General features: G+C 67.8%; 23 protein-coding genes. 9 read left to right on the top strand and 14 right to left on the bottom strand.

From position 1 onward, the window contains the following. Positions 1–138: 138 nt before the first annotated feature. Both BME24068_RS04580 and hutC read left to right on the top strand, forming a co-directional pair. Positions 139–903, top strand: coding sequence for an SDR family oxidoreductase (locus BME24068_RS04580; protein ID WP_174925287.1), 765 nt, complete (start codon positions 139–141; stop codon positions 901–903). Positions 904–947: 44 nt separating this feature from the next. Further along, positions 948–1685 carry a histidine utilization transcriptional repressor HutC gene (gene hutC, locus BME24068_RS04575; RefSeq protein WP_096507864.1) on the top strand — a complete coding sequence of 246 codons (738 nt, stop codon included), beginning with the start codon at positions 948–950 and terminating at the stop codon, positions 1683–1685. Between the two features lie 126 nt (positions 1686–1811). Here the strand turns inward: hutC and BME24068_RS04570 are convergent, their stop codons facing one another. Next, complete coding sequence (locus tag BME24068_RS04570) at positions 1812–2660, bottom strand: phytanoyl-CoA dioxygenase family protein (protein WP_174925286.1); 849 nt, start codon at positions 2658–2660, stop codon at positions 1812–1814. A gap of 39 nt (positions 2661–2699) precedes the next feature. Next, a complete protein-coding gene (locus BME24068_RS04565) occupies positions 2700–3503 on the bottom strand; it encodes an ABC transporter substrate-binding protein (RefSeq protein WP_096507866.1) in 804 nt (267 codons plus the stop codon). Positions 3504–3989: 486 nt separating this feature from the next. On the opposite strand from BME24068_RS04565, the gene BME24068_RS04560 reads away from it, so the two are divergent. Continuing rightward, positions 3990–4469 carry a helix-turn-helix domain-containing protein gene (locus BME24068_RS04560; protein ID WP_096507867.1) on the top strand — a complete coding sequence of 160 codons (480 nt, stop codon included), beginning with the start codon at positions 3990–3992 and terminating at the stop codon, positions 4467–4469. A gap of 128 nt (positions 4470–4597) precedes the next feature. After that, a complete protein-coding gene (locus tag BME24068_RS04555; protein ID WP_239007633.1) occupies positions 4598–5155 on the top strand; it encodes a nucleotidyl transferase AbiEii/AbiGii toxin family protein in 558 nt (185 codons plus the stop codon). A 2-nt stretch (positions 5156–5157) separates the two neighbouring features. On the opposite strand, the gene BME24068_RS04550 is transcribed toward BME24068_RS04555, so the two are convergent. Next, positions 5158–5832, bottom strand: a complete 675-nt coding sequence (locus BME24068_RS04550; protein ID WP_096507868.1) for an ankyrin repeat domain-containing protein — start codon at positions 5830–5832, stop codon at positions 5158–5160. A gap of 138 nt (positions 5833–5970) precedes the next feature. Between BME24068_RS04550 and BME24068_RS04545 the strand changes: the two genes are divergently transcribed. Beyond that, positions 5971–6834, top strand: a complete 864-nt coding sequence (locus BME24068_RS04545; protein ID WP_096507869.1) for a LysR family transcriptional regulator — start codon at positions 5971–5973, stop codon at positions 6832–6834. 66 nt (positions 6835–6900) lie between these two features. Here the strand turns inward: BME24068_RS04545 and BME24068_RS04540 are convergent, their stop codons facing one another. The 3 genes from BME24068_RS04540 to BME24068_RS04530 form a co-directional block, all read right to left on the bottom strand. Further along, the gene (locus BME24068_RS04540; RefSeq protein ID WP_203368120.1) at positions 6901–7389 is read right to left on the bottom strand and encodes a nuclear transport factor 2 family protein; all 489 of its coding nucleotides are present in this window, start codon (positions 7387–7389) and stop codon (positions 6901–6903) included. Positions 7390–7448: 59 nt separating this feature from the next. Next, positions 7449–8633, bottom strand: a complete 1185-nt coding sequence (locus tag BME24068_RS04535; protein WP_174925285.1) for an amidohydrolase family protein — start codon at positions 8631–8633, stop codon at positions 7449–7451. A 68-nt stretch (positions 8634–8701) separates the two neighbouring features. Then, positions 8702–9904: an amidohydrolase family protein gene (locus BME24068_RS04530; RefSeq protein ID WP_096507871.1), complete on the bottom strand. Its 1203-nt coding sequence runs from the start codon at positions 9902–9904 to the stop codon at positions 8702–8704. Positions 9905–10410: 506 nt separating this feature from the next. Between BME24068_RS04530 and BME24068_RS04525 the strand changes: the two genes are divergently transcribed. Beyond that, entirely contained in the window at positions 10411–11061 is a 651-nt protein-coding gene (locus BME24068_RS04525; protein WP_174925284.1) for an outer membrane lipoprotein, read from the top strand. A gap of 202 nt (positions 11062–11263) precedes the next feature. On the opposite strand, the gene BME24068_RS04520 is transcribed toward BME24068_RS04525, so the two are convergent. Continuing rightward, positions 11264–11437, bottom strand: coding sequence for a hypothetical protein (locus BME24068_RS04520; RefSeq protein WP_174925283.1), 174 nt, complete (start codon positions 11435–11437; stop codon positions 11264–11266). A gap of 67 nt (positions 11438–11504) precedes the next feature. Between BME24068_RS04520 and BME24068_RS04515 the strand changes: the two genes are divergently transcribed. Beyond that, on the top strand, positions 11505–12011 hold the full coding sequence (locus BME24068_RS04515) for a GNAT family N-acetyltransferase (protein ID WP_174925282.1): 507 nt from the start codon (positions 11505–11507) through the stop codon (positions 12009–12011). Positions 12012–12079: 68 nt separating this feature from the next. Here BME24068_RS04515 and BME24068_RS04510 read toward each other — a convergent pair whose 3' ends face one another. Then, positions 12080–14074, bottom strand: coding sequence for a glycoside hydrolase family 28 protein (locus BME24068_RS04510; RefSeq protein ID WP_174925281.1), 1995 nt, complete (start codon positions 14072–14074; stop codon positions 12080–12082). Positions 14075–14399: 325 nt separating this feature from the next. On the opposite strand from BME24068_RS04510, the gene BME24068_RS04505 reads away from it, so the two are divergent. Then, complete coding sequence (locus tag BME24068_RS04505) at positions 14400–15758, top strand: aspartate aminotransferase family protein (RefSeq protein WP_096508738.1); 1359 nt, start codon at positions 14400–14402, stop codon at positions 15756–15758. 161 nt (positions 15759–15919) lie between these two features. On the opposite strand, the gene BME24068_RS04500 is transcribed toward BME24068_RS04505, so the two are convergent. The 5 genes from BME24068_RS04500 to BME24068_RS04480 all read right to left on the bottom strand — a co-directional run bounded on the left by BME24068_RS04500 (position 15920) and on the right by BME24068_RS04480 (position 21991). Then, the gene (locus tag BME24068_RS04500; protein ID WP_239007632.1) at positions 15920–17230 is read right to left on the bottom strand and encodes a serine hydrolase domain-containing protein; all 1311 of its coding nucleotides are present in this window, start codon (positions 17228–17230) and stop codon (positions 15920–15922) included. After that, a complete protein-coding gene (locus tag BME24068_RS04495; RefSeq protein WP_174925280.1) occupies positions 17230–18426 on the bottom strand; it encodes a serine hydrolase domain-containing protein in 1197 nt (398 codons plus the stop codon). The genes BME24068_RS04500 and BME24068_RS04495 overlap by 1 nt, the downstream gene beginning before the upstream one ends. 78 nt (positions 18427–18504) lie before the next feature. Then, on the bottom strand, positions 18505–19920 hold the full coding sequence (hydA, locus tag BME24068_RS04490) for a dihydropyrimidinase (protein WP_174925279.1): 1416 nt from the start codon (positions 19918–19920) through the stop codon (positions 18505–18507). 10 nt (positions 19921–19930) lie between these two features. Next, a complete protein-coding gene (locus BME24068_RS04485) occupies positions 19931–20659 on the bottom strand; it encodes a maleate cis-trans isomerase family protein (RefSeq protein ID WP_174925278.1) in 729 nt (242 codons plus the stop codon). A gap of 33 nt (positions 20660–20692) precedes the next feature. Then, complete coding sequence (locus BME24068_RS04480; RefSeq protein ID WP_174925277.1) at positions 20693–21991, bottom strand: MFS transporter; 1299 nt, start codon at positions 21989–21991, stop codon at positions 20693–20695. Positions 21992–22163: 172 nt separating this feature from the next. On the opposite strand from BME24068_RS04480, the gene BME24068_RS04475 reads away from it, so the two are divergent. After that, positions 22164–22877 (top strand): GntR family transcriptional regulator, encoded by a 714-nt coding sequence (locus BME24068_RS04475; RefSeq protein WP_096508733.1) that lies wholly within the window; start codon positions 22164–22166, stop codon positions 22875–22877. Between the two features lie 53 nt (positions 22878–22930). Here BME24068_RS04475 and BME24068_RS04470 read toward each other — a convergent pair whose 3' ends face one another. Continuing rightward, complete coding sequence (locus tag BME24068_RS04470; protein WP_174925276.1) at positions 22931–24115, bottom strand: M20 aminoacylase family protein; 1185 nt, start codon at positions 24113–24115, stop codon at positions 22931–22933. Positions 24116–24139 lie beyond the last annotated feature (24 nt).

The raw sequence follows: 24139 nt of genomic DNA, 5'->3' as shown, positions 1-24139 counted from the left end.
CCCCGACACGCAGCGCCGCGCGCGAACGCTTCGCGCATCGTACCGATACCCGCATCGCCCGTCCCGCACGCCGTCATCGGCGCGCATGCGCGCCGCCCGTCGACACCGTTCATCCGATCCGTTCACTCGCTCACCGCCATGACCGCCTCCTCTTTCGCGCCGAACGTGCGCGCCATCGTCACCGGACACACGCGCGGCCTCGGCGCGTCGCTCGCCGAACAGTTGCTGCAGGAAGGCATCGCCGTGCTCGGCGTGTCGCGCAGCCGTCATCCGTCGCTCGCCGCGCAGGCCGGCGGCCCTTTCGCCGAAATCGCACTCGACCTGTCGGACACGTCGGCCGTCGCGGCGTGGCTGGCCGGCGACACGCTGCGCCGCTTCGTCGACGGCGCGTCGATCGCGCTGCTGTTCAACAACGCCGGCATCGTCGATCCGATCGGGCCGCTCGATGCACAGGATCCGGCGCTCGTCGCACGCGCGGTCGGCCTGAACGTCGCGGCCCCGCTGATGCTGTCGGCCGCGCTCGAGCAGGCTGCGTCCGCGCCGACCGAATGCCGGATCCTCCACGTCTCGAGCGGCGCCGCGCGCAACGCGTATGCGGGCTGGAGCATCTACTGCGCGACCAAGGCCGCCCTCGACCACCATGCGCGCGCGGTCGCGCTCGACGCGAACCGCGCGCTGCGGATCTGCAGCGTCGCACCGGGCGTCGTCGACACGGGCATGCAGGCGACGATCCGTTCGACCCCGACCGACCGTTTCCCGCTGCGCGAGAAATTCGACGCACTGAAGGCGAGCGGCGCGCTGTCGACGCCCGAAGCGGCCGCGCGGCAATTGATCGGCTATGCGCTGAGCGACGCGTTCGGCGCGGTGCCGACGGCCGACGTGCGGGAACTGCCGACGGCCTGATCCGGGATAGAATTTCGCGGTTGCCTCTCCCCAAGGATTCCCCGATGGTCACGAAGACCACCGCACCGTTCCAGCAAATCAAGACGCTCGTTCGCCGGAACGTCGATGCGGGCGACTGGCGCCCGGGGGACCGCATTCCGTCCGAACTCGATCTCGCCGCGCAATTCGGCGTCGCGCGCATGACGGTCAACCGTGCGCTGCGCGAGCTGACCGAGGAAGGCGTGCTCAAGCGCATCGCCGGCGTCGGCACCTTCGTCGCCGAAGTGAAGCCGCAGTCGAACCTGCTGATGATCGCGCACATCCGCGACGAGATCCGCGCGCGCGGGCACGAATATCGCTGCCGCGTGCTGAGCCAGTCGCGCGAGCCCGCGTCGTTCGACGTCGCGGCCGCGTTCGGGCTGACGGTCAATACGCCGGTCTTTCACGTGGTGTGCGTGCACGAGGAAAACGGCCGGCCGATCCAGCTCGAGGACCGCTACGTGAATCCGGCCGCCGCGCCGGCATTCATCGACCAGGATTTCCAGACCGAGCCGCCGTCCGAATACCTGTTCAACAACGTGTCGCACTACGAACTGGAGATCGAGCACGTCGTCGACGCGGCGCTGCCGACCGGCGAGCAGGCGCGGCTGCTCGACATGCGCGCCGACGAGCCGTGCCTCACGCTCACGCGCCGCACCTGGACGAACGGGCTGCCGGTCACGTTCGTGCATTTCCTGCATCCGGGCAACCGTTACCGGCTCGGCTCGCGCTTCAAGCCGGGCGCCGGACGTCACCAGACCTGAACCGCCGTTACCCGCGCCTTGATCCGCGCCTGAAAACGACGACGCGCGGCGGCCGCTTCATCCCGAAACAGCCGCCGCGCGCATGCGGCATGCGTGATGTCGCCGATATCCGCCGATATCCGCCGCTCAGATCGCGCCGGCCTGCCCCGCGCCGCGCGACCACACGACCGGAAACAGCGGATGCTCGAGCGGTGCGCCGTCCGGCAACTGCTCCGCGAGCCCGGGGAATTCGGGCGAGGTCTTCCAGCGGCGCGGCGCGTGACGGATATCGTCGCCGACGAAGCGGATCGAGAACGCGCGCCGGCGATTCTGCGTGCCGCCCGACGCATGCAGCGTCAACATCCGGAAGCACACCATGTCGCCCGGTTCGAGCGCCCAGTGGCGGATCGGGAACGCGGCACGATCGGCCTCGATGTCCGGCAGGTCCGCAAGACTGCCTTCCGGAAACCACTTCGCCTCCTTGTCCATGAACGTGCGCGGCATCAGCCACGGCCCCTGGTGCGAGCCGGCGACGAATTCCAGCGTCGATTCCAGCGGCACCGGGTCGACCGGAATCCACATGCTGACGTTGTCGTCGCCTTCGATGTTGTAGTACGGCTGGTCCTGATGCCACGGCGTGCGCTGCCGCGTGCCCGGCTCCTTCACGAGCAGGTGGTCGTGATGCAGCCGCACGGTCTGCGTGCCCATCAGCGCGGCGGCCACCGACGGCGCGGGCGAATTCACGATGAAGTCGCGGTACGCGTCGTTGTGCTGCCAGTTGCAGAAGTCCTCGAAGAACCAGCCGGGATCGTCGGGCCGGCTCGCAACCTTCGCGCGCTCGCTCGGCTGCGCGAGGTTCATGTCGATGCCGGCACGCAGCGCGGCCACTTCGTCGGGCGAGAAGATGCCCTTGATGCACACCGCGCCTTCGTTGCGGAAGGCGGCGATCAGTTCGGGCGTCACGGCTTTCGCGACGCGGTCCTGGATACTCGTCATGGGTTGCCTGTCGATTGAATGAATCACGGGGTCACGGGGTCACGGTGCGGAGGTCAGTTGCTGCTTCGCGCCGTAGATGTCGAAGTCGAAATATTTCGCGGCGATCTTCTGGTACGTGCCGTTCGCGCGGATCGCGACGATCGCGTCGTTCAGCCGCTTCTTCATGTCGGCGTCGCCCTTGCGCACGCCCATCGCGACGCCGTAGCCGGTGATGCGCACGTCGGTCACGTCGGGGCCCGCGAACGCGTAGCCCTTGCCGCGCGGCGTCTTCAGGAACGCGTAGCCGGCCTGCGTCTTGTCCTGGAAGGTCGCGTCGAGCCGGCCGTTCACCAGATCCTGATACACCTGGTCCTGGTTCTGGTACGACACGATCGTCACGCCCTTGGGCGCCCATTCGGCCTTCGCATACGCTTCCTGCGTGGTGCCCTGGTCGATGCCGACGCGCTTGCCGGCGAGCGACGCGGCGGTCGGCAGCAGCTTCGAGCCGACGGGTGCGACGAGCGCGCCCGGCGATGCATACAGCTTGTTCGAGAAGTCGATCTGCTTGAGCCGCTCGTCGGTGGCGGTCATCGCGGACATGATCACGTCGAACTTGCGCGCGCGCAGCGCGGGAATCATCCCGTCGAAACCCTGCTCGACCCACACGCATTTCGCATGCATCTGCTCGCAAAGCGCGTTGCGCAGGTCGATGTCGAAGCCGGCGAGCGAGCCGTCGGGCTGCTTCGCCTCGAACGGCGGATAGGTGGGATCGATGCCCCAGCGGATCGTCGCCGTGTCCTGCGCGAACGAGACGAGCGGCGCGAACGCCAGCGCGGATACGACGAGCTTTGCAGTGCGGTTCATGGTGTGTCCTTGTGGTCTCGACGTGGCGGGCGAGCGCCGGGCGTCCGTTGGGGAGCGTCGTGCCGGCATGCCCGGCGCGGGTCGCGAAAAGACGGGGACTTCGATGAAACTGCGATGCAGTCTAGACCGCTCAATTTTTGAGCGCAAGCAGGGGAAATGGAGGGGGTCCGAAATCGTGGAATCGAGAACGAAATCGCGGCCAATAGTGGCGCAGATAATCAATAAATGGTTATTTTTGCGGGAATTTCACTCTATTTTCCGCGTTTACCCGGCGTGATGCTCGTCCGCCACAAAACGAGCTTCTACCGATATCCGCCTGGCCGGAATGTCTATACAGCTAGACCGATCGCTACCCTCCCGATGCCGATCGGCCTGTACGGCCACGCATCCTATACCGCATCAGCGACAGTGGGTGGCGACACACATGGTTGAGATGTAAGATATACCTTACATTCGCGTGAGATAAACCTGCGTCGGGAGGTGAGCATGCAACTCTATGAAATCGGTCAGGCCGTGGCAAAACGGAGGGCCGAGCTCGACCTCACACAGGCTCAGCTTGCACGACTGGCCGGATTGTCTCGCCTCACGGTGAATCAACTTGAAACCGGCAAGGTGAAGGATCTTGGAATCAACAAGCTGATCCCGTTGCTCAATGTGCTCGGCATCGAACTCCTGGCGCAGCCGCGACCGCCTCAAAGCGGCCTTTACAAGGCCGTCGTGAGCTCGAACGTGAGCTACAAAGGCGAATTGACCGAGCACCTGCTGGCCGACGCGTTAAGCACGGGACAGATTCCGGCGGGATACGAATCGCAGATCTCCGTCATTCTCGATGAGGTGCCGCTTCCCGTCGTGGTGAAGGCCGTCGAGGAAGCCGCCGAACGCTCCGGCACGCCGCTTCGAGTCATCTGGAAAAACCTTGCTGCGTGGTCGAGGAATCTTCATCTGTACCGGGAGGTATGGGCGTGATTGCATCAGCCGACTTGCCTGAGGGCCCGTGGCAGGGCCTTTTCCGTCATGCGCTGACGCTCATCGACGAAATATGAAAGCACGGCACGGCACGTCCGTTCTGGACATTCGGCGGCGGCACCGTCCTCATGCTGCGTCACGGACATCGCGTCAGCAAGGACATCGACATCTTCGTCCCCGACCCGCAGTATCTCGGATACGTGAATCCGCGCATCAGCGACGCCGCATCCGACATTACGACCCAGTACGAGGAACACGCCGGTTTCGTGAAGCTGGTGTTGCCCGACGGCGAAATCGATTTCGTGGTGTCCCGCAACCTGATGTCCCCCGGATACGACGAATGGACGCTGATGGATCACGTCGTCAAGGTCGAGACGTCAGCGGAAATCGTGGCCAAGAAAATGTGGCATCGCGGCGATCGCCCCACCGCGCGGGACCTGTTCGATCTCTGCCTGGTAATCGAGCGGGAACCGGATAGCCTGATGGAGGCAAGCGCATTTCTCGTTCGCCATCGCGATACCTTTCTGAGGCTGCTCAGCGAGCACCGTGCATTCGTAAAGTCGCGCTTCGACGATATCCTGACACTCGGCTATGCGCCGTCGTTCGACTACTGCGCGAATCTGGCCGGCGAGTTCCTCCGGCAGCTTCCCGGCGCCAGCCCCGCGCACAAGTCGCGCCGCCGCTAACCCTACCGCCCGCCCGCCGCCGCCAGAATCCGCTCGATCTGCGCATACCCGCGGCTGCGCGCATGCCGCAGCGGCGTCTCGCCGTTCGAATCCGCCAGGTTCACGTTCGCCTTCGCATCGACCAGCAGCTGCACGATCCGCACATAGCGTTCGCTGCCGTCGCCGAGCATGATCGCCTCGAGCAGCGCGGTCCAGCCGAGCCGGTTCACGTGATCGACGTTCACGCCCGCGTCGATCAGCGTGCGCACCGTCTCCACGTGGCCGCGCTCGGCCGCCGGAATCAGCGCGGTGCCGCGATACCGGTTCGTGCTGCGCAGGTCGGCGCCGTGCGCGAGCGTCATGCGCAGGATGTCGAGACGGCCGCGCGCGCCCGCATACAGATACGGAGTGTCCTGGATCGCATCCTTCGCGTTGACGTCGGCGCCCGCGTCGATCAGCACGCGCGCCGCCTCCACATGATTGCCGTGCGTCGCGAGCAGCAGCGCGGTACGGCCCTGCCCGTCGCGCGAATCGATCCGTGCGCCGCGTTCGAGCAGCGTGCGGACCTCGCCCGCGTCGCCACGATCGGCGGCACTGCGTAGCCGGCCTTCGAGCGCGCCGCCGTCGGCGGCCGCCACGGCCGAAGCGAGCGTCGTCAACGCAAACGAGCCGACGATCGCGATCCGTCTGAAAAACATCCCGTTTCCTCCTTGCAGATCCGTACGCGCCGCCGCGCCCGGGTCCGGCGAAACCGCAATTGCTGGCGACGTCCGGCCATGTTAAAAGTCGTCGCACGCATTTGAAAATGAAATGTTCGAATCAACAGAAGTGCAGAAATGAATAGACCTTTGTTCGACCTCGACCTGCTGCGCGCGCTCGCGATGGTCGCCGATTGCGGCAGCTTCACGACGGCGTCCGCGCGCCTGCATTCGACGCAGTCGACGGTCAGCCAGAAGGTTCGACGGCTGGAAGAGATCGCCGGTCATCGTCTGCTCGATCGCGGCACGCGCGACGTGCGGCCCACCGATGCCGGCGTGACGGTGCTCAGCTACGCACGGCGCATGCTCGCGCTGAACGACGAGATGCTGGAAGCGCTGTCGGGCGCGACCGTCGCGCTGACGATCCGGCTCGGCGTGCCCGACGATTTCGCGGCGGGCCGCACGACGCACGTGCTCGCCGCGTTCAGGCGCGATCATCCGCAGGTGAAGCTCGAAGTGATGTGCGGGCTGAGCCGCGACATCAGCGCGGCGTACGATCGCGGCGAACTCGATCTCGTGCTGATCAAGCAACGCCGCGACAGCCGCGAGGCGGTGGTGCGCTGGCCGGAGAAACTGCGCTGGATCGACAGCGCGCAGCATCCGACGATCAATCTCGATCCGGTGCCGATCGTCGTGTTTCCGCCGCGCGGGCTCTATCGCGACGACATGATCAAGGCGATCGAGGAGCGTGGCCGCCGCTGGCGGATCAGCTTCACGACGTCGAGCCTGAGCGGCATCCAGGCGGCCGTCGCGGACGGGCTCGGCATCAGCGTGCTGCCCGCGCGCGTGGTGACCGACGAACACGTGGTGCTGACCGAGAAGGACGGCTTCGCGCCGATCGAGAACATGGACATCGCGATCCTGCACCGGCCGACCGCCGATCCGATGGTCAGCGAGCTGACGAAAACGCTCGCGGCGATGCTGGAGCAAGAGCCGGCGTAAGCGGCGCCACGCGCGGTGGGACATATCGGATCGACATGAAGTCGCCGCACCCGGCGACGACCTTCGTCAGAACATCGTGTTCCCGTTCGCGGCCTGCTCCGGCACCGGCTGGTTCACGTCCCAGTGCTCGACGATCTTGCCGTGTTCGAGCCGGAAGATGTCCATGATCGCGCTGCCGCGCGTGCCGGGTTCGCGCACCGCGTGCACGTGCAGGATCACGTAGTCGCCGTCGACGAACGAGCGCTCGATCTCGCTGTGCGACTGCGGATATGTGTCGCGCAGGAACGCGACGAACTTGCGGAAGCCGTCGCGGCCGTCGGCCGCGTTCGGGTTGTGCTGCACGTAGCGGTCGCCGACGTACGCGAGCGCGGCATCGGCATCCTTCTCGTTCAGGCCTTTTTCATAGAACGCGAGCACCGTGCGGCGATTCGCCTCCTGCTGCGCGTCGCCGGTGCCGGCCGCCGCCGCATGCACGGCCGTCGCCGCGAACATCGCCGCGGCCATCCATCGCGCGGCCGGTGCCGCCATCGCGCCCATCGTCCATCTGCGTCGCATCGTCGTCTCCCGGGGGATCAGGCTGAAAGAAGCCCGATCATACCGGGGCGACGCCACGCTCAGACCAGCGCGCCGTTGCGCGCGACGATCTTCCCCGACGACACGACGAGCCGCCGCGTCGGCCGCGCGACGACGGCTTCGGCGAACGTCAACGCATCGACGAGCACGACATCCGCGCGCTTGCCGGCTTCCAGGCCGTAGTCGGCGAAACCGCAACCGCGCGCCGCGCCGTGCGTCACGCAGTCGAGCGCAACCTCGAGCGCGTCGTCGCGGCGGAAATCGTTGCGCATGCCGATCAGCATCGCGCGCTCGAGCATGTCGGGCGAACCGTACGGCGTCCACGTGTCGCGCACGCCGTCGTTGCCGCCGATGACGGTCACGCCGGCTGCGCGGCACGCGGCCACGGGCGGCACCGGCACCGCGGCCGGCGCGGTGGTGACGATCGCAACGCCGAGCCCGGCCATCCGCGCGAGCAGCGCATCGCGCTCGCGCTCGGCGATATCGCCAAGGCAGAAGCCGTGGCTGATCGTGACCTTGCCCTGCATCCCGTGCGCGGCCGTGCGCTGCAGGATCAGGTCGAGCGAATACGCGCCCATCGAGCCGCGCTCGTGCAAGTGAAGATCGAGCCCGCGGCCGTGGCGTTCGGCGATGCCGAACAGCACGTCCACCGCCTCGACCGGATCGCCTTCGATCGCGCACGGGTCGAGCCCGCCGAGCAGGTCGGCGCCCGCGTCGAGCGCGTCGGACAGCAGCGCGGCCGTGCCGGGGCGCTTGAGCACGCCCGACTGCGGAAACGCGACGATCTGGATGTCGACCTGGCCGCGCAGCGTCTCGCGCGTCGCGAGCACGCCGTGCAGATGCCGCAACCCGGCTTCGGTGTCGACGTCGACGTGCGTGCGGATGCGCGTCGTGCCGGCCGCGAGGAACGCGCGCGACAGCGCGAGCGATGCGGCGCCGGCGTCGTGGCCGCTCGTCGCGCGGTAGTTGCGCTCGTTCTCGATGCGGTCGACGAGGCGCGGCCCCACCGCGTTGCGATACCACGGCATTCCCCAGTGCGTCTTGTCGAGGTGCGTGTGGCCTTCGACGAGGCCGGGCAGCGCGAGCGCGAGCGCGCCGTCCTCGATCGCGCAGCCGGCGGGCGCGTCGAGCGACGGGCCCACGCGCGCGATGCGATCGCCATCGATCAGGATGTCGAGCGCTTCGTCGGCATGCGTACGGACGTTGCGGATCAGCAGGTTGGTCATGTCGGTTCCGGTAGGGTCGGTCAGTGCAGGGCCGTCACGATGCGCGCACCGCGACGGCGGTCAGGTCGTTATCGCGTGAAACGCAGCCCGGGCGCGAACGGTGCGGCCGTATCGCTTTCGCCGCGGCGGAACACCCAGCGTTCGGCCGGCACGCCGGCGACGGCCGCCGCCGCATTCGGCGCGCTCACCGCGACGAAGCTCGCGTCGCAGCCGATCGCGATCCCGTAGTTGTCCTTGCCGATCGCACGCGCGCCGGCGTGCGTCGCCATGTCGAGCGCGATGCCGAGCGCTTCGTCGGTGTAAAAGCCCGAGCGGTAGCCGACCATCATCGCGCGCTGCAGCATGTCGCCGTTGCCGTACGGCCACCACGCATCGCGGATGTTGTCGTTGCCGGCGAACACGTGCACGCCCGCGTCGCGCAGCTGCTGCACCGGCGGAAATGCGCAGTCGCCCGGCGCGTTGGTGAGGATCGACACGCCGGCCTCGGCGAGCGCGGCGGCCGCACGCTCGACGTCGCCGTGGCTCACCTGGCCGAGGGCGTATGCATGGCTCACGTTCACGCGGCCGCCGAGGCCCGCCGCGCGCGTGCGCGCCGCGATCCGCAGCAATTGCGCGATGCCGGTTTCGCCGGGTTCGTGCAGGTGGATGTCGATCTTCGCGCCGCGCTTCTCGGCGATGCCGAACACGATGTCGAGCTGGCCGTCCGCGTCGCCGTCGAGCGTCGTCGGATCGATCCCGCCGACCACGTCCGCGCCTTCGCGCACGGCTGCGTCGAGGATCCCGGCGGTGCCCGGGCACGTCACGACGCCGGCCTGCGGAAACGCGACCAGTTCGATGTCGACGATCCCGCGCCATTGTTCGCGCGCGGCCATCACGGCCTGCAGGTTCGACAGGCCCGTCGTCGCGTCGACGTCGACGTGGCTGCGCATCGCGATCGTGCCGAATGCGGCGGCCTGCGCGATCAGCGCATTGGCGCGCTCGACGATCGCCGGCGCGGCCGCAAGCTGACGCTTCTCGACCGCGAGCCGCTCGCGCAGCGAGCCGACCGGTTCGTGCGGCACCCACCGATCGCCGACGAAACTCTTGTCGAGGTGGATGTGGCCGTCGACGAAGCCGGGCAGCACGACGCGCCCGCCGAGGTCGATCGTTTCCGCGCCGGGCGCGGCGGTGCAATCGGCACCGATCTGGACGAAGCGGCCGTCATGGACGACGAGATTGATGGGCTGGCCGCCGGCATCGACGGCGTTGGTGAAGAAACGATCGGTGGTCATGACTCGGAATGGTGGTGGGGCAGTCGCTGCGCGATGTCGACGCGGACAGGGGAAGGAACCGCGGCCGACACGGCGCGACTGTTGGCAGGGAATCCGGTCACGATATCGGACGGGGCGGCCAGTGACCAATTAAATGTCGCGATGCCGCGCATTCGATTTCGCGATGTGCGGCGCGCATGGCCGCCGAGTCTGCCGCGATGACGGGGCGGGATCGCGGGCGGCGCGGCGGCGCGGCGGCGCCGTGGTCGCGGTAAAAGCGGCGACAAGGCCAACGCCCCCGCAAGCGCATCCCGCGTCACTCAAATGCAGGCGCCCGGAGGGCGCGTCGCGCCGTTGCCGCTGCTCGCTTCGGCCTTCGCGCGGCCGGGCGATGTGCGCGGCAACAGACTTTACACGTTGTTACCCGGCCGCAACGGACGCGCATCCGCCCATTCCTTATACTCACGCCGAGTTCGCCACCCGTCCCGGCATTCGTCGGCGAACACGTTGCCGATGCAGGAAACATCATGATGCGCATGCCTTCCACGAAGACCGTTCTGTTCGCCTCGCTCGTCGCCGTGGCGGCGCTTCCGCTGACCGCCTGCGTCGCGCCGGGTTACTACGGCGCGCAACCGGGCTATCCGCAGCAGCAATACGCGACGCCCGGCTACGCGCAGCCCGCGTACTCGCAACCGGGCTACGTGCAGCCGCAGCAGCCGGCGTATCCGGACCAGGCGCCGCAGCCGTACGACCAGTACGGCAACCAGCCGCAATACGGGTCGCAGCCTTACGCGAACCAGCAGCCGTACGGCGGCCAGTACGGCAACGGCTACGGCACGCAATACGGCACCGTCTCGAACATCCTGCCGGTCAACGGCTCGGTCGGCCCGTCGGGCGTCGCGGGCACCGTCGTCGGCGCGCTGGTCGGCGGCGTGCTGGGCAACCAGTTCGGCCGCGGCCACGGCCGCGATGCGGCGACCGTGATCGGCGCGCTCGGCGGCGCAGTCGCGGGCAACCAGATCGGCCAGCAGATGGGCGCGGCGCAACCGCCGAGCAGCTACCGGATCGACGTGCAGCTCAGCGACGGTTCGACGCGCTCGTTCGACGTGCAGTCGCCGGGCGACCTGCGCCCGGGCGATCGCGTGCAGATCAACGGCAATCAGCTCGCGCGGTATTGATGCGGGCCGTGCGCGCCTGATCCGGTCGGGCGCGCGGCATGTTTCTCGCGCGCTTCTCGCGTACGTTTCACGCATTTCGCGCGCTTGACGCCTCGTGCCGGCCCGGCTCGACGGCGGGCGCGCTTCAGTTTCCCTGCCTTCCCTGAGCCGGCGCGGCGTACCTGCCGCGCCGCGCGTTCGCATCGGCAAGCGCGCCGGACACTCATGCCCGCTCGGCCCCCAGCGCAACGCACGTCGCATGCGCAGCCGCCTGCGGACGCCGCGATCGCCGGTAGATCGTCGCCAGCAGCACCAGCAGCCCGGTGCCGACGGACAGCGACCCGCGCGCGGCCGCGTCGACGCCGAGCATCGCGAACACGCCGAATCCGGTTAGCATCGATGTTCGCCGCCGCACACCGCACCGCGGATTCCGGCCCCCGCCCGAATCACGACAACGCTCACCGATGATCACGATCCGCCTGCTCGACGCCGCCGATGCGGCGCAATTCCAGTCCGTCCGCCTTCGCGCGGTCGACACGTCGCCAACCTCGTTCCTGCCGACCCGCGCGGAAGAAGCCGGCGTGTCGGTCGACGAATTCGCGGCGCGCATCACCGCCACCCATGAGCGCGCCGTGTTCGGCGCATTCGACGACGCATCGCTCGTCGGCATCACGGGCGTGCGCCGCGATGCGCGGGCGAAAGTCGCGCACAAGGCGACGATCTGGGGCGTGTTCGTCGATCCCGCGTATCGCGGGCACGGGATCGCGCCATCGCTGCTCGACCGCGCGACCGCACATGCGGCGCAAGCGTGGCAGTGCACGCAACTGATGCTGTGCGTGAACGAGATCAACGGCACCGCGGAACGGCTGTACGCGTCGCAAGGGTTCGTCCGGTTCGGCACGGAACCGCGCTCGCTGTTCGTCGACGGCCGCTTCTACGACGAACACCACATGGTGAAGACGCTCGCGTAACGCGTTCGCATTCAGCTTCGCGTTCGCGTGCCCCGACCGGCCGCACGCGAACGCTGCCCCTCGTTACGTCACCGCTTGTCGGTAATCGTCGCGTCGACCGCCTGCCCGGCGATCGTCACGTTCGCCAGCGTCATCGCATTCACGTTGAACGCATAGATCGGCCCCGGCGACGTGACGGTCGCCGTGCCCGACGCGACCGGCGTGCCGAAATCGCAATTGCTGATCGTCACGCCGGAGATCGGCTGCACCGAGGGCGTCGGCGGCGTGCCGTTGTAGTCGAACGCGACCGGCCCCTGCGCGACGATCGCCTGGAAGCACGACGCGCTCACGCCGTTCAGCGTCACGTTGCTCGCCGTCACGTCCGAGATCGTCACGTTCTGCACGACCGGCGGCCGCGTGCGCACCGCGTCGTTCGCGGGCTGGTAATCGCAGTCGAACGTGACGATCCCGCCCTGCGCGGCCGACGGGTTGCCGGCCGCCGGCGTCACCACGCCGAGCGGCACGCTCGCGTTGATCGGGCTGCCCGCGAGCAGCGCGCTGCCGTAGCCGCCGCCCTTCTGCGTCACGCCGTTCGGCAGCGTGACGCCCTTCACGTGGAAGTCCTTCACGTAACCGCCGCGGTTCATGTTGGTCTTCACGCGAATCGCGATATTCAGCGGGTTGGTCTGCCAGTTCGCGTTCAGCATCGACAGGTTGGTCGCATAGATCTGCTCGACGCCGCCGCCCATTTCGCTGCCGAGCGTGATGCCGCCGTGGCCGCTGTTCATCGTGCAGTTGCGGATCAGGTGCCGCTTCGCCGGGCCATACTCCGTGTCGCGGTCCTTGCCCGACTTGATCGCGATGCAGTCGTCGCCGGTGTTGAACGTGCAGCCTTCGCACAGCACGTCGGTGCATGCGTCGGGATCGAAGCCGTCGTTGTTCGGGCCGATGCTGTTGGTCGTCACGCCGCGAATCACGACGTTGCGGCTCGCGGTCGGATGGTGCTGCCAGAACGGCGTGTTCTGCGTCTGGTAGTCCTCCATCAGCACGTTGGTGCAGCCGATGAATTCGACCATGCACGGCCGCAGGTAGTGGCCGAGGCCGAAGATGCGCTTCTCGACCGGCACGCCCGCCTCGGACAGCGCCGGCAGGTAGTTCTGGTCCTGCTGCCACGGCGTGACGGGTGACGTGAGCAGCGCATAGAGCGCGTCGGGAATCGCCGGTGCGACGATCCGCAGGTCGACGTTGTTCGGGTTCGCATACGCCTGGCCCGGCACCGTCGCGCTCGCGCCGTATGCGCCCGACGATCCCTTGTAGGTCCACCAGCACACGCTGTTGCTGCCGCTGCCGGAAAACGGCGTCATCGCCTGGCCGTTGAGCACCGACGTCGGCCCTTCGCCGGTCAGCGCGATATTCGTCGCGTTGCGCGCATAGACGGGCGCACCGTAGTTCAGGCAGTCGTTCGCCTGCCAGCGGCTGTAGTACAGGCGGCCGTTCGCGCCGCAGTCGACCGGGCCGTCCTTCGCGTAGTCGGCCGGGTTCGGGCTGAAGTAGATCGTGCAGTTCGCGCTCAGGTGGAAATTCACGTTGCTCTGCAGCACGATCGGCCCCGCGCAATACCAGTTGCCGGGCGGCACGACCACGCGCCCGCCGCCTTCGCGGCGACATGCGTCGATCGCCGCGAGGAACGCCGGACGCGAATCGAACGCGCCGGCCGCCGTCGTCAGTTCGGAGCCGGGGCTGACCGGCGATTTCGCCACCGGGTACGGCGACGTCTGCGCGACGGTCGCGCATGCACGCGCGCCATAGTGCGTGACGTCGAACTCGCGCCCGCGGAACGCGAGCCGCGACACGTGCGCGAGCGACGCCGCGATGCGCGCGGCCGCACCGTGCTCGCCCCAGATCAGGTCGACCGCCGCGTTCGGCGGGCGGCCTGCCGCAAACGCGCGGGTGGCGGCGAGCGGTCCGCCGAGCACGGCGCCGCCGGCGAGCGCACCGGTCCAGCCGATGAAGGCGCGGCGCGAAACCCGCTTCGACGAGAACGATCGGACAGACGAAGACGAACGGCGGCTGGGTGCGGCCATGAGCACTCCTTCGATGGTTGGGGTATCGATGCGCCGGACGGCGGATCGCTATTCATCCGTCGTCGTACTACAACGGACAGTCTAGACGCGATCTGCGTTCGACCAGTATTTGTCGTTTACCCTGTTTTTATCGGCTCATCTGTGTTGATGTGTGCGCACACTCACGTTTCGCTTTTTCGACAATGAGATATGTTGTCGTATCTTTATGCGCACAAACTGCAGGTACGACGGATACGCGGTCGAGTCCGAATCGACCGCGCGCATGGAATATGACAAGCTCGCGGAGGCCTCACTCGCCCATTCCCACCCGTCAGAGGAGCATCAATTGCAGACCCGCCACGGAGTCGACCTCATCCGCGCCCGCGCGCTGTTCGATCGCGAGCGCCGTGCATTCACCGAAGCCATGCCGACATCCCGCGCGTTGTCGGCGGAAGCGGCCGAGCACCTGCTCTTCGGCGTGCCGTTGCACTGGATGCAGGACTGGTCGACGCCGTTCTCGCTGGTCGTGAAGGAAGCCCGCGGCGCGACGTTCACGGACGTCGACGGTCATCGCTACGCGGACTTCTGCCTCGGCGATACCGGCGCGATGTTCGGCCACGCACCCGAGCCGGTCGCACGCGCGCTCGCCGAACAGGCGACGCGCGGCTACACGACGATGCTGCCGAGCGAGGACGCCGCGTGGGTGTCGCGCGAACTCGCGCGCCGCTTCAAGCTGCCGGTCTGGCAGTTCGCGCTGAGCGCGAGCGACGCGAACCGCTTCGTGCTGCGCTGGGCGCGCGCGGCCACCGGCCGCAACACGATCGTCGTGTTCAACGGTTGCTATCACGGCACGGTCGACGACGTGTTCGTCGATCTCGTCGACGGCCGCCCGGTGCAGCGCGACAGCCTGCTCGGGCAATCGTACGACCTGCTCGCGAACACGCGCGTCGTCGAGTTCAACGATCTCGACGCGCTCGAAGCGGCGCTGAAGAACGGCGACGTCGCGTGCGTGCTCGCGGAACCGGCGATGACGAACATCGGCATGGTGCTGCCCGAACCGGGCTTCTGGGAAGCCGCGCGCGAACTGACGCGCCGCTACGGCACGCTCCTCGTGATCGACGAAACGCACACGATCAGCAGCGGCCCGGGCGGCTATGCGGTGGCGCACGGTCTCGAACCCGACGTGCTGGTGGTCGGCAAGCCGATCGCGGGCGGCGTGCCGTGCGCGGTATACGGCTTCAGCGCCGAATTCGCGGAACGCGCGAAGGCGGCGAAGCTGAACGCGCCGCCCGGCCACTCCGGAATCGGCACGACGCTCACCGCGAACATGCTGGCAATGCATGCGATGCGCGCGACGCTCGCGGAAGTCGCGACCGACGCCGCGTATGCGCACATGTTCGAACTGGCCGCGCGGCTCGCCGCCGGGCTCGAACGGGCGATCGCGAAACACGGACTGCCGTGGTGCGTGACGCGCATCGGCGCGCGCACCGAATTCCAGTTCACGCCCACGCCGCCACGCAACGGCACGATCGCGGGCGCACAGCTCGACAGCGAGCTAGAGCACATCGTGCATCTGTACCTGCTGAACCGCGGCGTGCTGATCACGCCGTTCCACAACATGATGCTCGTGTGCCCGCAAACGACGGCCGACGACGTCGACACGCTCGTCGCGCAGTTCGACGCATGCCTCGGCGAATGGGTGTGACGTGATCCAGCGGCGCGCCCGGCTCACCTGCATCGGTCAGCCGGACGCATGCACGCTGCTGCTTCGGCAGATTCGTCGGATCGTCTTATGCGACGGGCGCGCCCGCGGTGCGCTCGCTCACGTCAAGCTCCGCGCGCAGCACCGCACGTCTATAGCCGCCGCTACTTCGGCAGATCCGTCGGATCGACCTGCGTACCGGGCACACCTGCGGAGCGCGCACTCACTTCAAGCTCCTCGCGCAGCGCCGCACGCGTATCGCCGCCACCGGCACCCTGCCCCGACGCCGCCCCGCCATCGAGCGCCGGCAGGATGTAGCCGTTCACCATCCGGCGGAACAGCTTCACGTTCTCCGCATCGCGCAGCCCGCCGTCCACCGGCAGCACGCCCGTCATCACGATCACCGTATTGCGCTTCGGCAGCACCGTGATGAACTGCCCCTTGAAGCCCATCGCGTCGACTTCCGGCTCGCTGTCGACGATGTTGTTGATCCACCAGTAGTAGCCGAAATGCGGCGACACGCGCGGCGTCGTCATCTGCGCGATCCACGCTTGCGGGACGACCTGTCGCCCCTGCCAGCGCCCGCCGTCGAGCACGAGCATGCCGATCTTCGCCATGTCGATCGCGCGCAACCGCAACCCCCAGCCGGCCGACACGAGGCCGGTGCGGTCCGCGCGCTCCCACGCGGCGCGCTTCATGTCCAGCGGGGCGAACAGGTGCGTCTGCGCGTAGCGCTCGACAGGTTCGCCGGCCGCCGCGCTCAACATCGCCGACGCGAGAATCGGGTTGACGTCGGTGTACTCGAACGCGGTGCCCGGCGCGACCTTCGGCGCCGCCGACGCGGCGAGCTTCAGCCGGTCCGGCGCGGTGTAGTAGATCGGATCGTCCTTCGGGCTGAAGTCGTAATGCAGGCCGCTCGACATCGACAGCACGTGCTTCAGCTCAATGCCGCGCTTGTCCGCGAGCGCGCCGGCCAGGTCGGGACGCCACGCGGCGAGCCGCGCGGCCACCGGCTCGTCGAGATGCACGGCGCCGCGCTTGACGAGGATGCCGGCGACGAGCGACGTCACGGCCTTCGTCACCGAGTACAGCTCGTAGGTCGCATCGCGCGACGCTTTCGCGCCGTAGCGCTCGAAGATCAGCTTGCCGTCCTTCACGACGAGCAGGCTGTATACGTCGAGCTTCCGGTCGCGGATCCAGCGCGACAGGTCGACGAGCTTGCGCGAATCGACGCCGACGTCCTCCGGCGCGGCGGCCGCGATGCCGGTTTCATGCAGCGGCGGCAACGCGTCTGCCGCTTGCGCGGCAGACACCGCCGGCGCCGACGCCAGTGCACCGCCGCCGATCAGCAACGCCGCGAACCGCGCAAGCAGCCGGCGCGTGAAAGGCGCACCCGGCCGCCGCGCATCGGACCACGCCGCCGGGCCTGTCGTCCCGCTTTTCATCCCGCCTTTCATCCTATTCGTAATCCTCATCAAATCTCCGGCGCATCGTTCAACGCGGCGGCGGTGCCGGGCACGCCCTTCGTCTGCCGGCTGCGCGCGAGCTCGTCTTGCAGCGCCTGCGTGGCAGCCGCGCTTTCGACCGGCGGCCGCGCGGGCGTGAGCGCCGGCAGGATGTAATCGCCGACCATCCGCCGATACAGGTTCAGGTAGGTCGCGTCGCGCAACCCGCCGTCGGTCGGCAGCAGGCTCGTCATCACGACGACCGCGCGCTGCGCGGGCAGCACCGTGATGAATTGCCCCTTGAAGCCCATCGCACCGAATTCCGGCGTGCCATGCTCGACGACGTGATGAATCCAGCAGTAGTAACCGTAATCGTCCGCGGCCGGCGACGGCGTCGTCATCTGCCGGATCCAGCCGGCCGGCACGATCTGCCGACCGTTCCATCTACCGTTGTCGAGCAGCAGCATGCCGATCTTCGCCATGTCGACGGCGCGCAGCCGCAGGCCCCAGCCGCCCGCTACCGCGCCGGTGCCGTCGGCGCCGCTCCAGCGGTAATGCGCGAAGCCGAGCGGCTCGAACAGCCGCTGGCGCGCGAATGCGTCCTCGGGCACCTGCGCCGCAATCGACACGGCCGTGCCGACCAGCACCGGATTCACGTCGATGTAGTCGAAATGCGTGCCGGGCGGCTGCGCGGCACGGCTCGTCACCGCGACGCGCAGCCGGTCGGGCGCGTCGTAGTACAGCGGATCGGTGCCTTCGCGCGTCGTGTAGCGCAACCCGCTCGACATCGACATCAGGTGCCGCAGCTCGATGTCCTGCTTGTCCGCGAGTTCGCTCGCGAGATCGGGCCGCGCGGCCGCGATCAGCGGCGCGACCTTCGTCGACGGGCCGAGCTTGCCCTCGCCGTCGAGGATGCCGGCGAGCAGCGCGGTGATCGTCTTCGTCACCGAATACAGCTCGTAGTTGTTGTCGCGCGTAAGGCCGTCGCCGTAGCGCTCGAACACGATCTTGCCGTCCTTCACGACGACGAGGCTGCGCACGTCCATCCGGTCGTGACGCAGCCATTCGGACAGCCGCACGAGCGGCGCCGAATCGACGCCGGCCGATTCGGGCACGACGCTCGGCAGGTCCTGCGGCGCATCGCCCGCGGCCTGCGCCGGGCCGGCGCACGATCCGGCGACGACGGTCGCCGCCACGAGTCGGCGCATTGCCTGGGAAACGCTCATGTCCGCTCCTTCACATTCGTTTGATACCGATGACGCCCGCGCGTCGCGCGGGCCCGCCTCGTTCCGACGCATCGAGCGTCAATCCAGACACGGCGTGCCGGCCGGCAGGAACTGCCCGCGCCCCGGCCGAGCCGCGAGCAGCCGGCCGTCCTCGACGAGCAGTTCGCCGCGCGACAGGCAATGACGCGGCCAGCCCGTCACCTCGATGCCCTCGTACGGCGTGTAGTCGACCGCGTGATGCAGCGACGCATTCGCGATCCGCACGCGCTTGTCCGAGTCCCACACGACGATGTCCGCATCGGCGCCGACCGCGATCGTCCCCTTGCGCGGATACAGCCCGTACAGCTTCGCGGGCCGCAGCGACGTCAGCTCGACGAACTGGTGCAGCGACAGGCGCCCCTTGCACACGCCGTCGAACAGCAGCGGCAGGCGCGTTTCGAGCCCGGGGATGCCGTTCGGAATATGGTCGAACGACACGGCCCGGCCGCCCGGATGCTTGCCGCACGGATCGTCGTAGTTGAACGGTGCATGATCGGACGAGAACACCGAGAACACGCCCTGCTTCAGCGCCTTCCAGACGGCCTGCTGGTTGGCCGGATCGCGCGGCGGCGGGCTGCACACGCACTTCGCGCCTTCGTAGCCGCCGTGATCGTCGTGGCCGAGATCGGCGGCCGTCAGGTACAGGTACTGCGGGCACGTCTCCGCGAGGATCGGCAGCCCGCGCGACTGCCCCCAGCGAATCTGCTCGATCGCCTCGGCGCCCGACACGTGCACGATCAGGATCGGCACGTCGACGAGTTCGGCGAACGCGATCGCGCGATGGGTCGCCTCGCGCTCGACCACCGCCGGCCGCGCCTGCGCATGGAAATGCGGCGCGGTGCGACCGTCGCCGAGCAGCCGCTCGGTCAGCCAGCCGATGCAGTCGGAATTCTCCGCATGCACCATCACGAGCGCGCCATGCGCGCGCGCGACCGACAGCACGTCGAGCATCTGCCGGTCGTTCAGCTTCAGGTCGTCGTAGGTCATGTACACCTTGAACGACGTATAGCCGTTCGCGATCAGCCGCGGCAACTCCTCGGCCAGCACGTGCGGCGTCGGATCGGCGACGATCAGGTGGAAGCCGTAGTCGATCAGCGCGCGCCCTTCGGCGCGCCGGTGATAGTCGTCGACGGCGGCCTGCAGCGACTGCCCCTTCGCCTGTGCGGCGAACGGCACGACGGTCGTCGTGCCGCCGCACAGCGCGGCGCGCGTGCCGGTCAGGAAATCGTCGGCCATCTTCAGCCCGTCGGGCATCGGCTGGTCGAGATGGCAGTGCGCATCGACACCGCCCGGCATCACGAGCATTCCGCTCGCATCGAGCTCGCGCGGCGCGCGCGGCAGAGCGTGGCCGAGCATGGCCACGCGCCCCGCGCGGATGCCGATGTCGCACGAGAACCGGTCCGCCGCCGTCACGACGTCCGCGTGACGGATCACGAAATCGAGATCGTTCGACATGGCGCGCGCCTCAGACCACGTCGCTGAAGAGACGCCCCCAGCCCTTCACCTCCCGCGTGTCGTAGTCGGCGAGCTGCAGCGCCTTCCACACGACGGTCGAGATCGTGTCGTAGATCGGGATGCCCGTCTCTTCCTCGAGCGCCGGTACCAGGTGCGCGGCGTTCAGGTTCGTGCAGAAGATCGAGATCGCGCGCGGGCCGGCCTTCGCGACTTCGCGCACCATCGCGCCGATCTGGTCGCCGGTTACTTCGGAGAACGAGAAATTGACCTTCAGGTTCAGGTGGCGCTCGGCGATGCAGTTCAGCCCCGAGCGGCGGTAGTTGTCGACGATCTTCGTCTGCACGTCGTCGAGATACGGCGTGACGAGGCCGAACTCGTGCGCGTTCGTCTTCTTCAGGATCTCGTTGAGCGCGAGCACGGAGGTCGTGGCCGGAATGCCGGTCGCCGCGGTGATGCGCTGGCACAGCCGCTCGTCGGCCTCGAAGCCGAGCCAGCCGGACGACGTGCCGTTCCACGCGATCACGTCGACCTTCGCGTCGGCCAGCAGCATCGCGGCCTGGATGATCTTGTCGTCGTCGAACTGGCCGAGCGCCTGGCCCGACAGCGAGATTTCGGTCACGGGGAAGCGCGCGAAGTGCGCGGACACGCCCGGCAGGCCGGCGACCATCGCGCTCGTCAGCGGTTCGAGCGACGTGTTGGAAGACGGCGTGAGCATGCCGAGCAGCGTACGTTTTTTCATGATGGGTTTCTCTCTACCAGTGAAAAGGGTCGGTCAGACGGGGAGCTTGTTTTCGTAGTCGATCGCGCTGGAGCACACGAGCAGGCCGACGCCGGCCGCCGCGAACACCATCAGCGCAAGGAAGTAGGAACCGGTGAACTGCACGATCGCGCCGACGACGATCGGCACTGTGACGCCGCCGATGTTGCCGCCGAGGTTCATGAAGCCGCCGAGGAAGCCGATCTTGTTGCGCGTGCCGAGCGACGACGGGATGCACCAGTACAGCCCGCACCAGCGCAGGAAGAACAGCGTCGACGACAGCAGCGCGACGCACACGACCGGGCTCTTCACGTACGCGACGGAGAAGATCGACACGGTCGCGATCACGGCGGCGATGCCGAACAGCGTGCGCATCACGACGTTCGGGCGGCCGCCCGCGGCTTTCCACTTGTCGGCGATCCAGCCGCCGAGCAGTTCGCCGACGAAGCCGCAGAAAAAGATGATGAAGGTCGAGCCGCCCATCTGCTTGATGTCGAAGCCGTGCACCTTGTGCAGGTAGTTCGGCATCCACGTGAGCAGCCCGTAGAACACGCTGTTGAAGCACATCCAGCCGAAAAACATGCACCACACCGAGCGGTACTTGAAGAAGTCGCGCGAGCGGCCCGACGCACCGGCCGGCTCGGCCGCGAGGTCGCTCGCGTGCGATGCCTCGATGTAGTCGGCTTCGAGATCGTTGACGCCCGGATGCTCGCGCGGCGTGTTGCGGATGTAGGACCACGCGACGAAACCGGCCAGCACCGTGCCGACGCCGGCCACCGCGAATGCAAGCCGCCACGAGCCGAGCAGCGCGATCAGCCCGGCGATCAGCACCGCGCCGAGTGCCGCGCCGAGCGGCGCGCCGCCGTCGAGCAGCGTGGCGCCGCGGCCGCGCTCGGTCTGCGTCATCCAGATCGCGTTGAGCTTGCCGCCGGCCGGATAGATCGGCGCTTCGGCCGCCCCGAGGCCCAGGCGCGTGAGCAGCAGCGACGGCGCGTTCGTGCACAGCGCGGCGATCGCCTGGAAGAAGCCCCAGAACACGGTCGCGGTCGCGATCACGATACGCGGCTTGAAGCGGTCGGCCAGCATCCCGCCCGGAATCTGCATCACCGCATAGGTCCAGAAAAACGAGCTGAGGATCAGACCCTCCATCGCCGGCCCGATGTTGAACTCCTGCGAGATGTAAGGCATGGCGACGGACAGCGATGCGCGATCGACGTAGTTGATCGCGATGAGGCTCAGCATGACGACGAATATCTTCCAGCGGACGGCGGACTTGCCGACCGTCAGGGCGGCGACACCGGAGGTTGAAGACATGGACGGACTCCAGGGATGAACGAGGATGGTCAGGACGTCGCGCAACGTGGAGCCGAGTATAAGATTAGAAATTTATAATTACCGTTATCGTAAACGCTTGGTTTTATTGAAATTCCAATATCACAATGTTGGTGCAGGGTAAGCCCCGATATCGTGATAAGCTCGCACCATCATGAGCCAGACACCCCGCAATCCCCTGCTTCTGCGCACGCGCGGCATGGCCGCGGAGATCGCCGCGCGCCTGCGCGTGATGATCGACGAGGGCGAATTGCCGCCCGGCGCGCGCATCGACGAGAAGGAACTGAGCCTCGCGTTCGACGTGTCGAAAACGCCGCTGCGCGAAGCGCTGAAGGTGCTCGTCGCGGAAGGCGCCGTCACGCATCGCCAGTACATCGGCTATCGCGTCGCATCGATCGACGTCGACGATCTCGTGTCGACGTTCGAGCTGCTGCACGGGCTCGAGGCGATGGCGGGCGAGTTGCTGAGCCAGCGCATCGGCGCGTCGACCCTCGCCGCGCTGCAGGCGAAGCACCGGCGGATGGTCGAGTGCCACGAGGCCGGCAAGCGGGTCGAGTATTTCCGGCTGAACCAGCAGATTCACCAGATGATCGTCGACGCGGCGGGCAACCCGGTGCTGTCGGGCATCTATGCGTCGCTGATGTCGAAGGTGCACCGCGCGCGCGGCGCCGCGAACGCGGACACGCTGCGCTGGGCCGAGTCGCTGCACGAGCACGACGAGATCATGGCCGCGCTGGCCGACCCCGCTCACACGGCGCTGCCGCAAGTGCTGCGCAGCCATTCGGAGAACACCGCGCGCGAAGTGCTCGCGATCCTCGATCGCACGAGCACGGCCGACGCGCCGGGCAGGCGGGCGGCCGAAGCGTAATGCCGCGTGAGGGGCTGCGTGACGCCCGCCATGTTCCGGCGGCCTGACGACCGCTACGCGGCCCTCAACGCGCGCCGCGCCACTTCCGCGAAATAGCGCGCGCCGATCGGCAGGATCTCGTCGTTGAAATCGTACGTCGCGTTGTGCAGCGGCACGCCGCCGCGCCCGGCCGTTTCGCCGTTGCCGATGAACACGAAGTTGCCCGGCACCGCCTGCAGGAATGCGCCGAAGTCTTCCGAGATCATCATCGGCTGCACGTCGGCATTCACGGCGTCGGCGCCCACGATCTGCGCCGCGGCCTGCACGGCCGTGTCGACCCATTCCGGAGAATTCACCGTCGGCGCGAACTCGTGCGTGTATTCGAACGTGCAGGTCGCGCCGTGCGTGCGGCAGATCCCTTCGCTGATCTCGCGCATCCGCGTGGCCAGGAGCGCCTGCACGTCGCGCGAATAGCTGCGCGTGTCGCCCTTGATCGTCACCGTCGACGGCAGCACGTTGCGCAGCCCGTCGGTGATGAACTCCGTACACGAGATCACCGCCTGCTGGCCCGGATCGAGATTGCGCGACACGATCGTCTGCAGCGCGAGCACGATCTGCGAGCCGATCACGATCGGATCGATGCCCATGTGCGGACGCGCCGCGTGCGTGCCGCGGCCGTCGATGCGGATCACGAAGTTGTCTTCGCTCGCCATGATGCCGCCCGCGCGCGTCGAGAACGTGCCGGCGCGCATGCCCGGCATGTTGTGCGCGCCGAAGATCGCATCCACCGGAAAGCGCTCGAACAGGCCGTCGGCCATCATCGCCTTCGCGCCGCGCCCGTGTTCCTCGGCCGGCTGGAAAATGAACCGCACCGTGCCGTCGAAATCCTTGCGCTCGGCCAGCAGCTGCGCGGCGCCGAGCACCATCGACATGTGGCCGTCGTGCCCGCACGCATGCATCTTGCCCGGCGTGCACGACGCGTAGTCGCGGCCCGGCGCATGCTCGGCGATGTTCAGCGCGTCCATGTCCGCGCGAATGCCGATCGCGCGCGTGCCGGTGCCGACCGTCAGGTTCGCCACCAGCCCGGTGCCGCCGATCCCGCGCTGCACGTCGAGCCCGAGCGTCGTCAGGATCCGCGCGACGTAGTCCGACGTGTTTACTTCCTCGAAACCCGTCTCCGGATGCCGATGCAGGTACCGGCGCCAGGTCTTCAGTTGCCCCTGCAGCGTGCTTTCTTCCGTTGCGTCGATTGCGTCCATCGTGCTTGCCTCGTCCGTCGTCAT

It is taken from the genome of Burkholderia anthina, from assembly GCF_902498995.1.
In the GTDB taxonomy this organism is placed as follows: Bacteria; Pseudomonadota; Gammaproteobacteria; order Burkholderiales; family Burkholderiaceae; genus Burkholderia; species Burkholderia anthina.
This window is presented reverse-complemented; position numbering and strand designations above follow the sequence as displayed.

Excerpts from the sequence above, each read along its gene's own strand:
- BME24068_RS04580 (WP_174925287.1), top strand. The coding sequence starts at position 139 with ATGACCGCCTCCTCTTTCGCGCCGAACGTGCGCGCCATCGTCACCGGA.
- hutC (WP_096507864.1), top strand. The coding sequence starts at position 948 with ATGGTCACGAAGACCACCGCACCGTTCCAGCAAATCAAGACGCTCGTT.
- BME24068_RS04570 (WP_174925286.1), bottom strand. The coding sequence starts at position 2,660 with ATGACGAGTATCCAGGACCGCGTCGCGAAAGCCGTGACGCCCGAACTG.
- BME24068_RS04565 (WP_096507866.1), bottom strand. The coding sequence starts at position 3,503 with ATGAACCGCACTGCAAAGCTCGTCGTATCCGCGCTGGCGTTCGCGCCG.
- BME24068_RS04560 (WP_096507867.1), top strand. The coding sequence starts at position 3,990 with ATGCAACTCTATGAAATCGGTCAGGCCGTGGCAAAACGGAGGGCCGAG.
- BME24068_RS04555 (WP_239007633.1), top strand. The coding sequence starts at position 4,598 with ATGCTGCGTCACGGACATCGCGTCAGCAAGGACATCGACATCTTCGTC.
- BME24068_RS04550 (WP_096507868.1), bottom strand. The coding sequence starts at position 5,832 with ATGTTTTTCAGACGGATCGCGATCGTCGGCTCGTTTGCGTTGACGACG.
- BME24068_RS04545 (WP_096507869.1), top strand. The coding sequence starts at position 5,971 with ATGAATAGACCTTTGTTCGACCTCGACCTGCTGCGCGCGCTCGCGATG.
- BME24068_RS04540 (WP_203368120.1), bottom strand. The coding sequence starts at position 7,389 with ATGCGACGCAGATGGACGATGGGCGCGATGGCGGCACCGGCCGCGCGA.
- BME24068_RS04535 (WP_174925285.1), bottom strand. The coding sequence starts at position 8,633 with ATGACCAACCTGCTGATCCGCAACGTCCGTACGCATGCCGACGAAGCG.
- BME24068_RS04530 (WP_096507871.1), bottom strand. The coding sequence starts at position 9,904 with ATGACCACCGATCGTTTCTTCACCAACGCCGTCGATGCCGGCGGCCAG.
- BME24068_RS04525 (WP_174925284.1), top strand. The coding sequence starts at position 10,411 with ATGATGCGCATGCCTTCCACGAAGACCGTTCTGTTCGCCTCGCTCGTC.
- BME24068_RS04520 (WP_174925283.1), bottom strand. The coding sequence starts at position 11,437 with ATGCTAACCGGATTCGGCGTGTTCGCGATGCTCGGCGTCGACGCGGCC.
- BME24068_RS04515 (WP_174925282.1), top strand. The coding sequence starts at position 11,505 with ATGATCACGATCCGCCTGCTCGACGCCGCCGATGCGGCGCAATTCCAG.
- BME24068_RS04510 (WP_174925281.1), bottom strand. The coding sequence starts at position 14,074 with ATGGCCGCACCCAGCCGCCGTTCGTCTTCGTCTGTCCGATCGTTCTCG.
- BME24068_RS04500 (WP_239007632.1), bottom strand. The coding sequence starts at position 17,230 with ATGAGGATTACGAATAGGATGAAAGGCGGGATGAAAAGCGGGACGACA.
- BME24068_RS04495 (WP_174925280.1), bottom strand. The coding sequence starts at position 18,426 with ATGAGCGTTTCCCAGGCAATGCGCCGACTCGTGGCGGCGACCGTCGTC.
- hydA (WP_174925279.1), bottom strand. The coding sequence starts at position 19,920 with ATGTCGAACGATCTCGATTTCGTGATCCGTCACGCGGACGTCGTGACG.
- BME24068_RS04485 (WP_174925278.1), bottom strand. The coding sequence starts at position 20,659 with ATGAAAAAACGTACGCTGCTCGGCATGCTCACGCCGTCTTCCAACACG.
- BME24068_RS04480 (WP_174925277.1), bottom strand. The coding sequence starts at position 21,991 with ATGTCTTCAACCTCCGGTGTCGCCGCCCTGACGGTCGGCAAGTCCGCC.
- BME24068_RS04475 (WP_096508733.1), top strand. The coding sequence starts at position 22,164 with ATGAGCCAGACACCCCGCAATCCCCTGCTTCTGCGCACGCGCGGCATG.
- BME24068_RS04470 (WP_174925276.1), bottom strand. The coding sequence starts at position 24,115 with ATGGACGCAATCGACGCAACGGAAGAAAGCACGCTGCAGGGGCAACTG.